The organism is Paenibacillus sp. BGI2013 (genome assembly GCF_002843485.1).
GTDB classification, from domain to species: Bacteria; Bacillota; Bacilli; order Paenibacillales; family Paenibacillaceae; genus Paenibacillus; species Paenibacillus amylolyticus.
The window spans coordinates 290,895-305,289 of sequence record NZ_PJFA01000004.1 but is presented as its reverse complement, the minus strand read 5'-3'; the positions used below and the strand labels follow the sequence as shown (position 1 = coordinate 305,289).

Sequence of the window (14,395 nt, the reverse complement as noted above, 5' to 3'; positions counted from 1 at the left end):
CGAAACTTATGCAGTAAACCGGTAGCCTGCACCCCAGACGGTTTCAATATACTCCGGATTTTTGGGGTCTGTCTCCAGCTTGCCGCGCAGTTTGCGAATATGGACAGTAACCGTTGCAATGTCTCCGGTGGAATCCATGCCCCAGATCCGCTCGAACAGATCGGATTTGCTAAATACACGGTTGGGATGACTCGCAAGAAATACAAGTAACTCGAACTCCTTGGTTGTAATCGCCACCTCTTCTCCATTAACAAAAACACGCCGTGATCCTTTATCAATGTGAAGCCCGCGAATGTGGATTTCATCCTGCTCAGCTGGTTTGTTTTTGCCAAGTAGTCTCTCGTATCGGGTCAAATGAGCCTTTGCTCGTGCAACCAACTCACTTGGGCTAAACGGTTTTGTAATAAAATCATCCACTCCCAGATTAAATGTCCGGATCTTATCGATTTCTTCCTTTTTTGCGGAAACGACAAGGATGGGCACCTCTTTTACCTCGCGAATGCGCCTGCAACATTCGAATCCGTCAAGTCCCGGAAGCATCAGATCAACAATGATCAAATTATAGTCCCCCTCCAGTGCCTGCTTCAGACCTTCATCTCCAGTATGGCAGAGATCCACGGAAAATCCGTTGAGCTCAAAATAATCCCGTTCCAGTTCCGCAATCGTTGTTTCGTCTTCAATGATCAAAATGTTTGCCATTACTCATTAGTTCCTCTCTTCATTCAGCCGTTTCAGCTTGATATATATGCTCGTGCCATCATTGGGCTGGCTTTCTGCCCAGATAAAGCCCCCATGTCCATCAATGATTTGGCAGGCAATTGCTAGCCCGAGCCCACTTCCGCCCGTTGAGGAATTCCGAGATTGTTCTGCACGATAGAAGCGTTCAAATATATAAGGCAGTGCCTCTTCAGGTATTCCCCTGCCATTATCTTTAAAGCCCATCGTAATCCAGTTCTCATCAGCTTGAAGTGTGATCTCGAATCGTTTATGTTCATTCTCCATGTATTTGAGTGCATTATCCACCACATTAACAACGGTACGTTTTAACTTCTCCGGATCCACAGCAGCCATAGCGGGACCAGACACCTGGTTATTCCAATCCAGGGCAACGCCTTTATCCTCCAGATCATATCTCAGCTCTTCTATGCTATCTTCAAGGAAATCAGCGAGATCAACTGTCTTGAACAGGAACGGCTCTTGGTTCAAGTCGAGCTTGGAATACAAAAACAGTTCATCCACCAGCTTATCCATGCTAACTGCTTTGGAGTGAATGATATTAACATAACTCTCCATTTTCTCTGGAGTATTAGCCACGCCGTCACGAATACCCTCAATATACCCTTTGATATTGGTAATCGGTGTACGGAGATCATGCGAAATGTTGGAGATAAGCTCTTTGCGGTTCACTTCGTCCTGCTGTCGTAACGCATAGGAGAGCTGTAATTGATTCCGCATGCTCTCAAACGCTTCGCTGAGTTGACCAACCTCGTCATTAGAGTTTAGCTGAAGTTTAAAGGATAGATTACCATCCTTGATATGTTCGGCTGAACTTCGTAGTTGATTCAAGGGTTTAATGAAGCTGCGCGTGATCCAGCGGAACAAGAGCAGATTTGCAATGATGAGGACACCAATAAGCAGGAATGACATCACAGGCAGCAACTTGCGAGTAAGCTCCGCAAAGGGGCTTCTCTCGCGAATGACAAAGATACTCCCCCGTTCCCCATCTGAATATTGAAAATCAAATTTTGCATACGCGTAAAATCGCTCACCAATATTGAAGGTGCTCCGAATCTGATAATTGTTAAGATCATAGGCAGGCAGTGCTTGCTTCAGTTCTTGCTGGTTGAAGGTCAGTGATTCGAAGATCTGACTATTCTCTCGTCTGATGTAGAGCCCTGACTTCTCAGCTCGAAGCTTCATATCATATTCACGCAGCAAAACCTTGTTCTGCAGGTCATCCGGGTCATTTTTGGCCAGAAACTTCATCTCTTGAAAGATCGATTCTCCCTGTTCAGTCAGGGGGTTGATCTGATAATGTACCTTGTAAATATCGCGGAAACTCTGTAGATCCCCTGTAGCCGCAATCGTATACAGACTTGCCGTAAGCAGGATGAACAGTAGACTTATAACAAGCATGCCCGTGAAGGACAGCAGCATTTTTATTCGAATTGACATGGGTTCCCCTTCTCAAGCAAACAATTGGATTAGTTAGTGCACATGTTAACACAAGATGGATTCTATTGCCCATATGTAAAAAAGAGCTTTCTTTTTCATTATATATGTTGACAGTGATAATCGTTATCAATAATGTTGGAGTAAGGTGCACAACGATTTATCTTAGAATGACCGGCAAACACTTTTGAAATGAGGTACGTAATGTGAAAGTAGACGTTAATCAGTTAGCAGCGCATTTTGCACACATTCCTTTTCAAGTAGAAGGCGTATATCGATATGCTAGAAATCCAGGGGTTCCCCAGGCTGACTATACCGATTCTTTTCCTGGATTTGTATTTCCTCTTACAGGAAAAATACAATTTCAATTTGATGGTACACCCTATATTTTTTCACCAGGAAAAGTTGTACATGGGGGCGCGAAAATGAAACTGGATCAAACCGTGTTTCATAGAACGGACTGGGAATATATCCTCGTTTTATACCGAATATGTAGTTCGGACCTCGAAGAGACAAGCTTTTCCCATCAGCATTTTGAATTATCAACGGGTCAGTCTCCACGTCTGATCGAATTAATCATGCGTCTTTGGCATGTGTATAACCAGCGTGGAGGTATTTCAAAGTTTCAGACCGAAATGCTGTTTCGCGATGTACTGAATGAGACCTTAATATGTGTTGATCATAGGCAAAACAGTTGTGAAACAGATGTTTTATTCGAACGGATCTCTACCTATATCCAAGAATACTATGATCAAAATCTGACTGTCGGATCGCTTGCAGAACAAAATAATATTAATCGAAATCGACTTTCCTACGTGTTTAGAAGACATGCAGGTATGGGTCCAGCAGAATATGTATTGAAATATCGTATAAACATGGCACAACAAATGTTATTGGCAAGTGATGCGTCTGTACAACAGATTGCCGAGACCGTTGGCATTGCTGACCCCTTTTATTTTAGCAGAGTGTTCAAGAAACAATATGGTATTTCTCCTACGGAGTATCGTCTGAAGTTCATCAATAATCCATCCTGATTTCAATAGGCATCCATGTTATACCAAAGCTTAAATCAGTATACTGAACATATAGGATTAATACACAGGAGGAATGACGATGCACTATCAAGCTATTAAATTAAATGAGGAATTTTCGAAATTAAACGATCTTTGGTCTCCGAAACTCATTGGTGAAATGAATGACTATCAATTTAAGATCGTTAAGATTGCTGGAGATTTTGAGTGGCATGTTCATGAGGAGACTGACAAGTTATTTTTTGTGCTCGAGGGGGAAATGATAATTGATTTTCGTGATGGGCAAGTGAAGATTTCCAAGGGCGAGATGTATATTGTCCCTAAGGGAGTCGAGATCAAACCTTCCGCCGAAAAGGAATGTCATATCATGTTGATGGAGCCTAGAAGCGAAGTAAACACTGGCGGGACTAAGGCCGAATAAGCGTCAGTTATTGGAACCAGGAAGTTAATTTGCAATATCAGAGAGCCGATAACCCCGTAATGGGGTTATCGGCTCTGCGTCTGTACGGCTAGCTCTTCGACATACATTAATCAGCAAACTCTCGGTTATGTCACTTGTTGCTGGTCTTCCTGATCAATTCCACACCATCGTATGCCAGAATTTCCACACTTGCTGCCTTCTGCAGTATGTAATGATCAAAAAAGTTCTTCGCATAGTCTGTAACAATATTTCGCATCTCCATAACATCCCGTTCACCTCTGAGTTCCTCATTAACACTGGTAAACACGATGTCACAGTAATCCAAATGTGCAACACGATCAACTGAGAAATAATAGGTTTCCATGCTATTGTTAGCGCCAATAATCGCATTCATATTATAGTTAGGTTCACAAAACAGGAACAAGAAAGGTTTCTTAAGATCGCTGTCAAGAAGTCCAAACGCACCGCTATCCAAACCAATCCCGCAGGTGAACCGGTCATCATCACGGCAAACCATCGCCGTCGTAGGCCCTCCATAGGAATGTCCGACTATACCCATGCCGATGTCAAGCAACAATCTGCCCTTAAAGATGGAATTCAGCTCTCCAGAGTCCAGTTTGTAAAGATAATCGGCTACATACCTTACATCTTCTGCCTGTAATTCACTATACTCTGTTATCTTGGAAAGTATCGGTAGTGCAAGCACGTTACGGCACATCTCAATGGCAGTTTCATCGTCAGGACGCATCTCCATCTTACCAGCCAACGCCAGCATCTCCGGATCTTCACCAAACGCTGTAATGACATCCGAAAAGTCCTTTGATACATTAAACAGGCGCCCATCTTTACGTTTATACATCGTGCTATTCTGATGGCCGATGCTTACCACAACATACCCCATGCTTGCCAAGTCTGTACAGAGCACTGTCCCCCATTCTGGAGATCCGCCCCCGCCGCAAACATAGAATAACACTGGATAGCGCTTTTCCTTCCCGGAAAGAGCAAGGTCGTCGTAACACTGGGTCTTGATATCTATAGAGAAAACATCCTTCAACGCATTGACAAGTGGCTGCTCATTAAACATCTCGTAGACTTCAGGAAACATGTACGTTGATGTAGTCTTACCTTCGCTACTGTCAGACGGATAGTACACAAAAGCGGTCAGTTCTCTTTTGGAGTAATCTGATGCCGTGTACTCAAAATCCATCTGGGTTCGACCGACAGTATAGCCCCCAATTGGTTCTGGAAATGCGTCATAGGTTTTCATTTTCTTTCCCCCTTAAGATCGCTAACCATTTCAGAATATTTATGATCTTCAAGCAGCCCATGACCCATAAATTCAGCAAAGTACTTGCTGATCTTATGTTGCAGCTCAGAGTCCTTAATATCGAATTCCCTAAAAAACAAGATTAAATTAAGCTGCATTGACTCAAACATAAAAGAGATCAGATCGTCGTCAACATCCGGTCGGAGATATCCATCAACCCTCATTCGGCGTAAAATGTCCTTGATCATGGGGAATGACTCGCCCTTTAACACATTCACATATACTTTCAGCAAAATGTCCTCAGGAATATATGAAAATGTTTTAGTCAGTTTGATTTCCAACTCATTCAGTGGCTCGGTCACCATGCCATTAACGTTACCAAATAAGCCAGTAAGGAAATAGCTGTAAAGGGAATCTTCATTACTGTTACTGAAGTATGTAGCTCTTTTCTGGGTCACAATACGTATTAAGTGACAATAAAGGTCATCTTTGTCTTCAAAATACCGATAAAATGTTCCGGGGTGCATGGACAAACTATCCAAAACCATCTTCATAGTTATATCCTCGTAAAGATTATCAACAAAAAGATGCATAGCGCTATTCGATATTTCCTCGCGCCTTGCTTCGTCTAAACGAAAGAAAGTATTTTTTGGCATAGACTACTCCTTAATGTATAGTGTGAACTGATTCACACTATACTGATAATAAATTCACAAGTCAACTAGTTTTGAAAAGATTCGGGAAGAAATATGCAAGAGCCGCTGATCACTCTGATCAGCGGCTCTTTGAGATGTTTGTATTAAAATCAGTTGGTGAGGGATGAAATTCATGAATATCGGATCAGATATCTATTCAACGAGAAAGGACTTCAAGTACTTTACCACTTCCATCTTCAATAATACGTATACTGTTGTCATCGATGAGTTGAATGGTACTATCTGAATTCAAAATTTCCTGCTGGTCCGTTACCCCGTGAGCAATGGATTTGCGAATCAGACCTTTATTTTTGAATACCAAGGTGTAAAGATCGTAGTCTTCCGTTTTTCGATTAGTGTGTTCAATGATGACAATAAGTAGATTTTGGGGACTCCTCTTGAAATTTATTTTAAGATCATGAGTATTCACATTCATGTCCTTGATCCCTAAGGGTATCAAACTCTTTTGTCCAGTAGAAGCATTCGTAATCTCAAGGTCTCCTTTTGCAGTGCGAATGACATAGGTGTAACCCATGTTGCTGCCATAAAAAGTATCAGTATAATTGCTCAATCCAGTCACGGTTACCTTGTTCGTTTTCATATCTTGATGAGTCACTTCCCCGTCCAAAGCAGATGCAAGAAATCTAATGGGTACATAAAGGTGACTAATATACGACACAGGTTCTGTGCCCATATCTACTTTTTGACCATCTACCTCGGCAATGCTGCTTCCCAAGTGCACAACAATATGCTTCTGACTGCTCTTCAGTACGGCCGTATTATCATCTTCCATCCCCCACACTAGGCCTGCCTTAATACCGAGTGAGAAAAAACTTCCGTAAGTGACTCCATCCTTGATTAACGTCTGAACATGGTTAATACGACCGTCTGCCCACTGAATTTCCAAATCAACATATTTGGATGCTGCTTCAGATTTTTGCGCCCCCAATGGTAATAACACCGACATCACTAATGCAACGACAACTACTTTTTTCAAATGCTTCATTCTCACAGCGATTCACCCACTTCATGTAATTTTTAATCTTACAATAGTAACGTTATGTTCCAATAAAAGTTTGATCAGCTTTAGACAGGAATTCGGTCCCTGATAAACAAAAAAAGCCGCTAAAATAGCGACTTTTAATGGTACTATGTTTTTGTCCTTGGCTTCATTACAACTCGAGATCATCAGCGAGTCCTTCAACACCTGTGAAGATGGAATCCCCGTAACCCCAGAAGTTGTTGAAATCGATAATGTAGATTTTTTTGTTTTTAACTGCGTTAATGTTTTGCACCTGCTTGTTGGCAAGCAGCTTTTTAATCGTTTCTTCTGGATCAATACCACCTGCATACCTCGAAATAATCATTGCATCTGGATTAATCTCGATTAACTTCTCCAGACTGAGTGTGCCAGTTTCATTAATCAGCATATTATGCATATTGATTAATGACATTGCACTTTCAATAAACGTATCACCATTTCCGTTGTAAATTCCAATGGTTCCATCACCATTATCCGAAAATGATGCATAGTTGATCGTTTCAGAGCTAGCTCGGGCCGACAAGGCATTCTCGCGTGCTTTAAGCGTCTCAATATATGCCGCTGCATTGGCTTGTACGTTGAATATCTCACCTAATTCAGTAATATCCTGATACAGACTATCTAACGATGCATCAGGAACACTGGTGCTTTGTACGTACGTTTTAATCCCCATATCATTCAAGCTGCTTACTGTACCAACACCCCAGTCCGCATCCTCAAACAATCCACCACGCCCTACAACCAGGTCAGGCGTAGCCCCTATCGTCACTTCCTTACCTACATAGCCTTCAGCAAGCACAGGAATTTGTTTAAACTCGTCAGCAATATCTTCAGGTACACTACCAAACAACGCAGCTACACCTACAAGTTTGTCTGTCAAACCAAGGCGAATCATCAGCTCGGCTGCACCTTGGGTATTGGCAACTACTCGTTCAGGTGCCTTGTCAAACGTTTGATCCTTCTTCACCCATGTGCCGTTCTCTGTTGTATAATTTGAAACGGTTACCGGGTAAGTTGTTTCAGCAGGTGCTGAAGTCTCTGCATCCGATGTCTTCTCATCTGTTGCAACATTTTTCGCTGCTTGTTGCGAGTTATTGTTTGCCTGATCGCTACCATCACTATTATTGGAGCAGGCTGCAAGTACAACAACAAGTGCAGCAATAAAACAAAATAACATTCCTTTTTTAAAGTGTGTAGACATTTAATTCTCTCCCTTTTGAATCCTTAATTTTCTATTTATGCATTATGTAAAATAGTTATTGTCAGTATACAGCAAATGTCGAATCTCGTAAATGATAATTATAATCATTCTCAATTGATGAAAATAGGACATTCTCCTCTCCGTTTTTTTCTATTGCTTTCGTCAACAATAACAAAAAAGCCGATCCAATTTATGATCGGCTTTGCTTGACACTATTCATACTCCAGTTGCTCTATCTGCTCTTACCAACCGCGGTTGGACATGCGATCTTCTGGAGCCAATTTAGAAATTTCGATCCCTTTCATCGGGGCGCCCAAGTTTTTGGATACTTCAGCAATCAGTTTGTAATCGGTGTAATGTGTTGTAGCTTCAACGATTGCACGAGCGAATTTCTCAGGGCTATCAGATTTGAAAATACCTGATCCTACAAACACACCGTCTGCTCCCAGGTGCATCATTAATGCTGCGTCCGCCGGAGTAGCTACACCGCCTGCTGCAAAGTTAACGACAGGAAGTTTTCCATTTTCATGAACTTCGCGCAGCAACTCATAAGCTACACCCAGATTTTTGGCTTCAGCGTACAGCTCGTCTTTGGACATATTTTGCACTTTGCGGAGCTGGCTGTTAATTAGACGCATATGACGAACTGCCTCAACAATGTTGCCCGTTCCAGGCTCACCTTTTGTACGAATCATCGATGCACCCTCACCAATACGGCGAAGAGCTTCTCCCAAATCTTTGGCTCCACATACAAATGGTACAGTAAACTCATGTTTATCGATATGGAACACTTCGTCTGCAGGCGTAAGAACTTCACTTTCATCGAGATAGTCCACACCTAGGGATTCAAGCACTTTGGCTTCTATGTAATGACCGATACGTGCTTTGGCCATAACTGGGATAGATACAACCTTCATAACCTCTTCAACGATGGTTGGATCTGCCATACGAGCTACACCGCCAGCAGCGCGAATATCGGAAGGTACCCGTTCAAGAGCCATAACAGCTGTTGCCCCTGCCGCCTCAGCAATTTTAGCTTGCTCTGCATTCATAACGTCCATGATGACGCCACCTTTTTGCATCTCAGCCATTCCTCTTTTTACACGATCTGTACCTGTTTGCATGATTGTAATCCTCCTAAGTAACTTTTGGGTGGTTTTCAATAAAGGCATCGCTCTAATCTATGATTTAGTATAGAATGAGAATGGTCATATAAAAAGATCCAATATTTTTGGTTTTTATTGTACCACTTCAATGATAACTCTGGAGGTCCTATGCAATTTCATGTAGCTTACAGTTCATATTTGAACCGAAAATATACCAAGATGAAGGCCCTCTATCATGCCATTCGTGATGCAATTCATGAAGGTAATCTTATACATGGCGAGAAGTTACCCTCTACTCGAGAGTTAGCCGCGACGTATCACATTTCCAGAGGAACCGTGAATCAGGTCTATGATACGTTGACTGCTCAAGGTTACATTCATTCAGAGCATGGAAGAGGAACCTTTGTTGCTTATCAGTTGGACTTAAGCAATGATGCATCCACCGAGAAAGCTTGTACGCATCACTTATCCGCCTGGGGAAATCGTATTCAGCAGTTTGAACAGCAGTCGATTCAAACAAATACACCGTCCAATGCTCATACACTTGATTCCAGAATGAATAGCGACGAAGTGATCGACTTTAGCAAATATCAACCTGATTTCTCCAAGTTTCCTTACGATGAATGGAATAATCGATTGTATGCAGAGATAAGGCAGCGTGAGCATCACCTGAAAACAACCTCTGCCATGGTTAGTTCAACCGGGGATCCGAAATTGAGAGAAGCCATTGCTGCCTATCTTCGGAGGATGCGGGGCATTCAAGTTGATCCGGATCATATTGCAGTAACTGCAGGCTCCATGCAAGCTATAGCTCTACTCACTCAATTACTTGCAGATCCTGGGGATTATGTAGTGACAGAGAGTCCTTGTTATGTCGGGATTTCTAAAGCCATATTGGCTGCGGGTGCAAAGTTGATTGAAGCTAATCTCGATGGTCAGGGCGTTGTGCCCCAGGACTGGGAAGCACGTATGATGTTTGTCACGCCGTCACGACAATTTCCTACTGGTGAAATGCTCAGTCTGGAACGCAGACAAACCTTGCTGGACTGGGCACAGCGAAATGATGCCATGATTGTTGAGGATGATTATGATAGTGAATTCCGATATCGCGGAATGCATGTTGAACCACTGAAAACACTCGATAAAGCAGGACGTGTAATCTACCTGGGTAGCTTTACCAAAACCTTGCCTTTAGAAGTACGACTTGGTTATGTGGTTCTTCCCCCTACCTTAGCAGATACCTTTAGAAAGGCACAGGCATTATACGAGCCAAGACCCGTCAACCTGATCGAACAACGGGCATTAGCTGCATTCATGACAAGTGGTCAATATGAACGTCATCTGCGCAGAATGAATCGATTATACAGTCGGAAATTCCATCTGTTACTCAAACTTTTGAACAAGCAGCTCTCTACATGGTTTGATTGGGTGGAGAATGAAGCGGGTCTCCACGTGTTTGGCTGGTGGCGAGGTAATGTGACCACTTATGAGGCCTTTCGGGAATCAGCTCGGTCACAAGGTGTGGTATACTCAGAAGTCAGCAGTTCAACGTCTGTTGGTACGAAGTATGGTATCTATTTGTCTTTTGCACATTTGTCAGATGAACAATTACAGGAAGGCGTATCCAGATTAAAAAATGCCGTTACAACTGCATTGTGAGGTAAATCGTCTCCAAAATGTAGTACAAGAAGATCATCATTCGGAAGAGGGGCGATCGTTATGAATTGGTTAAATGAACTTTATAAAATAAATAAGCAGGAACCGGACAAGGAAATCGAACGTTCTTTGGTTAACGCCATCTTCCGAATATATGACCGGTTCCCCCGAATTGGCCTTAGAGAGCGGATCGGACAGCAAGAAATGTCTCTCGATATCGCCGATGCTTATATCCATGGGCATAATGCCATGATTGAAGCTGGTGTCGGAATCGGTAAGTCTTTTGCGTACCTGATCCCAAGTCTGCTCACGAATCAAATGTCTCAGAAACCAGTCATTATAGCGACATCCTCCATTCAGCTCTCGGAACAGATACATAAAGATTTAAGGATTATTGGTAGTCGATTGGGATTCTCAACGGTTCGCTCCGTCGTGGGAAAAGGCATGGGTCAGTATGCCTGCCGAAGTAGAGCAGCGGAATGGATCAATCTTGATGATGCAAACTCCTCCGTGTCTACCCTTGCGCAGCGCATATTAGATTATGAAATTGATGAAAGAGCCGATATTAAAGCTGGGGTTAGTGATGCCGAATGGTCCCACGTTTCCGTGAATGATTGCAAATTTGAACGTTGTCATCATAAAACTGCATGTTTGTTTTACGATATGAGAGCGAAATTAAATGCAAAAGCTCACGAGATTGATTTTATTATCGTGAACCAGGACTTGCTCATACGAGATTTGATGAAGAAAAAAGAAGGAACCAAGAGCATCATCTCAGAACAGCCTGCTCTGATCGTCATTGATGAAGCGCATAATCTGGAAGCAAAAGTTCGGGATGCCAGAACACTCGAGTTCACTTATCGGGGAATCTGCCGCATTCTGGATAACACGGTGCAGCTTCTAACGAAGCAGTCCGGGGATAAAAGTCTCTTCTCACAATCCAAGTTCATCAAAAACTGCGCTGAGCGCATCTTCAAACAGGTAAACGCGGATCTGCTCCACCATGCCAAGCAGGATAACGACCGAATCAAAGTGTCGGAAATCAAAGGAATACCGTTAAACCAAGTCTTAAACGATTTAAAAGATCTCAGTCTGCGACTTTCCATTTTGACCTCACGCCACGAGCGGGAGATCGATGACGCTTTTGAAGCCATCAACGGGCTTATTACCCTCATTCGTGTCTTATCTGAAATTGAGGACAACTATCTTTTATGGGCAAGCAGCCCCCTTAGAGTAACCACAATCAGCATCTGTCCCAAAGATATAAGCCAATTTCTGAAATACGCTTTATTTAATGGTAAGGTACCTGTAATCCTAACATCAGCAACGCTGTGCCAAGGCGGGGATACGCTGGAGGAACAATATTCTTATATGACGCACTCCCTTGGTTATAAGGGAGATTTCTTAGAGCGCCAACCCTCCCCTTTTGACTACACCAACCATGCCACGATGTACATTTCGAACAAAATTCCATATTACCAACATGACCAGCGCGAAATCTATCTTGAAGCAGCTTATAAGGAATTGGTTCAACTCTGTAATCTAACTCAAGGAAGAACAATCGTCCTTTTTTCAGCAAAAGAGGACATGAAATACATTCACAAAAAGTTGATCTCAAGGGCTAATGAATATACGTGGGCACTCCATGTTCAAAAAGAGGGATCATCACAGGACAGTGTCATCGCCGATTTCAGGAAAAGCAAAGGTGTCCTCCTGGGTACTGGTGTATTCTGGGAAGGCGTGAATATCGAGGGGTCTGACCTGTCGCAGGTCATTATTTTCCGTCTGCCCTTCCCTGTTCCATCGGATCCTGTATATGAATATAAGGCATCTGTAACGGAGAATTCGTTCATGGAGGTATTTGTACCGGACATGCTTCTTCGGTTACGGCAAGGAACGGGTCGTTTGATTCGAAGTGAAACGGACCTCGGCATACTCAGCATACTTGACTCTCGTCTCAGCGCAGCGGCCAAAAAGAGTTATCGGGAACAGGTGCTGGACACGTTACCGTTCAAAAAACTGACAGAGGATTTTGCGGTTTTGGAGAAGTTTGTCCAAAATAAAGGAATACGACGTACGGATTAGAAGTGGAATAACACGTAACCTTGAAAAACTGCCTAAATTACATGAAGCAGCCCTTCCACCTATCAAGCGGAAGGGCCAATTTAAATGCTGGAAGTAAGATTTATGCTACAATATATTCCAGATCTACGAATCCCAAAGGAGGCATTACTATGGTTGAAAGACCAACTACAGAGGAATATGCAGCTTATTATAAAGGGTACATCCAGCTTGTTCCTGAAGGGAACATCATCGAACGCTTAGAGCTGCAAGCCAATATCATACCAACTTTGCTCTCTTCATTGACAGAGGAGCAAGCAAATTATCGGTACGCCGAAGGCAAATGGAGCGTGAAAGAGGTCATCGGTCACCTTTTGGATAACGAACGCATCATGAGCAGCCGATTGCTTCGCATCGCCAGAGGTGAGCAAGCGAATCATCCCGGCTACGACCAGGACGTGCTTATGCAGACCCACCCTTTCAATGCGTATACCCTGGCCGATTTGAGCGAAGAATATGCCGTCACACGCCGCTCAACCATTCTTATGCTTCGTCGCCTCACCCCGGAAGCATGGCTCTGTAGAGGGATCGTCAGTGATAACACTGCTTCAGCTCGATCGATTGCATTTGTTATGGCTGGACATGAGCTCCACCATTGTTCAGTACTTCGCGATCGCTATTCGTTGGATTTGAAATTATAAAATTCATCCAAAAAGACTTTGAACCTGCATTCGCTGTAGGATCAAAGTCTTTTCTCATCAGTCGTTTTATCGTTCAAATTATCGTTCAAAATGAATCCGATGTGCGTCCTCTCGCAAAGATAATGTGGAATAATCATTTAGAATCGGAATGTCCCCATTGAATTCAATGGGCAGTACCACATAGCTGGACTGAAAATAATCCGATCCGTTCCAGCGATCTGCAAAATACAGATACTCCTCCGCTGATCGTTTCAGCACAAACGCTGGTTGCGTTTGGTACGTCGTTTCATCGCCAAAATCGCTGAGCATCCCCCATGGACCATCCATCGTATTAGCCATCGCGTATTTCCCTTGATTGGGAGCCCAACCCGTGCAAAATGAGGTCACCATATAATACTTCCCTTTCCGTTTGAAGACGGCTGGCGCCTCCCGATACTCCCCCTGCCACACCTTTCCGATAAGACTTTCGACATTAAGGTAATCTTCCTGCAGACGATAGATGTGCAGGTCTGCATTGTCTCTGGCAGCTGAAATAAAATACGTTGCCCCGTCTTCGTCCTGAAAGAGCGTGCAGTCACGCGACATATACCCGTACGGATTAAAGCTGCCATGATACACGAAATGACTATCCGGAGAATCCGATGTGGCAATGGCGCATGCGGCATCGTTGTAATTGTTACCATTCTCATAGTGAGCCCAGAGTACAAACTTTTTGGTCACCGCGTTGAAAAGCACTTTAGGCCGTTCGAGATTTACTTTTCCACCTTTATCGTTCACTAATGCCAGATTCGTCCGAACTCGAATGGGTGCAGCTGGTGTAGAGGTGGTCAAGATATGGTTTCGAAACTCCCAGTTGAATAGATCTTTGGAACGGTAACAACTCACATATATATCGTCTCTCCGATCTTCGCCATACCAGTAATAATAGTCATCATGGAATAACATATGTCCACCATGAGCATGGATTGGATTACCGCTTGAATCATTCCAGATGCCACCATTGGTTAATTGATTATTCACACCGTTACCTCTCTTCTTTTAA

At 43.1% G+C, this 14,395-nt stretch carries 13 protein-coding genes; 5 read left to right on the top strand and 8 right to left on the bottom strand.

The features are described from left to right. Positions 1 to 6 precede the first annotated feature (6 nt). Together CXK86_RS12370 and CXK86_RS12365 are read right to left on the bottom strand one after the other, a co-directional pair. Entirely contained in the window at positions 7 to 699 is a 693-nt protein-coding gene (locus tag CXK86_RS12370; RefSeq protein ID WP_047843050.1) for a response regulator transcription factor, read from the bottom strand. Positions 700 to 705: 6 nt separating this feature from the next. Continuing rightward, a complete protein-coding gene (locus tag CXK86_RS12365) occupies positions 706 to 2,175 on the bottom strand; it encodes a sensor histidine kinase (protein WP_101313826.1) in 1,470 nt (489 codons plus the stop codon). A 203-nt stretch (positions 2,176 to 2,378) separates the two neighbouring features. Here CXK86_RS12365 and CXK86_RS12360 point away from each other — a divergent pair, with 203 nt between their 5' ends. Together CXK86_RS12360 and CXK86_RS12355 are read left to right on the top strand one after the other, a co-directional pair. Next, on the top strand, positions 2,379 to 3,206 hold the full coding sequence (locus CXK86_RS12360) for a helix-turn-helix transcriptional regulator (protein ID WP_076253119.1): 828 nt from the start codon (positions 2,379 to 2,381) through the stop codon (positions 3,204 to 3,206). Between the two features lie 79 nt (positions 3,207 to 3,285). Next, positions 3,286 to 3,624, top strand: coding sequence for a cupin domain-containing protein (locus CXK86_RS12355; protein WP_076253118.1), 339 nt, complete (start codon positions 3,286 to 3,288; stop codon positions 3,622 to 3,624). Positions 3,625 to 3,754: 130 nt separating this feature from the next. On the opposite strand, the gene CXK86_RS12350 is transcribed toward CXK86_RS12355, so the two are convergent. The 5 genes from CXK86_RS12350 to pdxS all read right to left on the bottom strand — a co-directional run bounded on the left by CXK86_RS12350 (position 3,755) and on the right by pdxS (position 8,956). Further along, entirely contained in the window at positions 3,755 to 4,891 is a 1,137-nt protein-coding gene (locus tag CXK86_RS12350) for an alpha/beta hydrolase (RefSeq protein ID WP_076253117.1), read from the bottom strand. Next, the gene (locus CXK86_RS12345; protein WP_076253116.1) at positions 4,888 to 5,547 is read right to left on the bottom strand and encodes a TetR/AcrR family transcriptional regulator; all 660 of its coding nucleotides are present in this window, start codon (positions 5,545 to 5,547) and stop codon (positions 4,888 to 4,890) included. The genes CXK86_RS12350 and CXK86_RS12345 overlap by 4 nt, the downstream gene beginning before the upstream one ends. Before the next feature lie 196 nt (positions 5,548 to 5,743). Next, positions 5,744 to 6,592 (bottom strand): stalk domain-containing protein, encoded by an 849-nt coding sequence (locus tag CXK86_RS12340; protein WP_101313825.1) that lies wholly within the window; start codon positions 6,590 to 6,592, stop codon positions 5,744 to 5,746. 166 nt (positions 6,593 to 6,758) lie between these two features. After that, a complete protein-coding gene (locus tag CXK86_RS12335) occupies positions 6,759 to 7,829 on the bottom strand; it encodes an ABC transporter substrate-binding protein (protein ID WP_036615655.1) in 1,071 nt (356 codons plus the stop codon). A gap of 242 nt (positions 7,830 to 8,071) precedes the next feature. Then, entirely contained in the window at positions 8,072 to 8,956 is an 885-nt protein-coding gene (gene pdxS, locus CXK86_RS12330; RefSeq protein ID WP_200868523.1) for a pyridoxal 5'-phosphate synthase lyase subunit PdxS, read from the bottom strand. Positions 8,957 to 9,103: 147 nt separating this feature from the next. Between pdxS and pdxR the strand changes: the two genes are divergently transcribed. From pdxR to CXK86_RS12315, 3 genes are all read left to right on the top strand, one after another. Beyond that, a complete protein-coding gene (gene pdxR, locus CXK86_RS12325) occupies positions 9,104 to 10,594 on the top strand; it encodes a MocR-like pyridoxine biosynthesis transcription factor PdxR (RefSeq protein WP_076253115.1) in 1,491 nt (496 codons plus the stop codon). Between the two features lie 60 nt (positions 10,595 to 10,654). Then, entirely contained in the window at positions 10,655 to 12,676 is a 2,022-nt protein-coding gene (locus CXK86_RS12320) for an ATP-dependent DNA helicase (protein WP_076253114.1), read from the top strand. A 149-nt stretch (positions 12,677 to 12,825) separates the two neighbouring features. Further along, complete coding sequence (locus tag CXK86_RS12315; RefSeq protein WP_036615666.1) at positions 12,826 to 13,353, top strand: DinB family protein; 528 nt, start codon at positions 12,826 to 12,828, stop codon at positions 13,351 to 13,353. A gap of 78 nt (positions 13,354 to 13,431) precedes the next feature. Here CXK86_RS12315 and CXK86_RS12310 read toward each other — a convergent pair whose 3' ends face one another. Then, on the bottom strand, positions 13,432 to 14,373 hold the full coding sequence (locus CXK86_RS12310) for a family 43 glycosylhydrolase (RefSeq protein ID WP_051447401.1): 942 nt from the start codon (positions 14,371 to 14,373) through the stop codon (positions 13,432 to 13,434). Positions 14,374 to 14,395 lie beyond the last annotated feature (22 nt).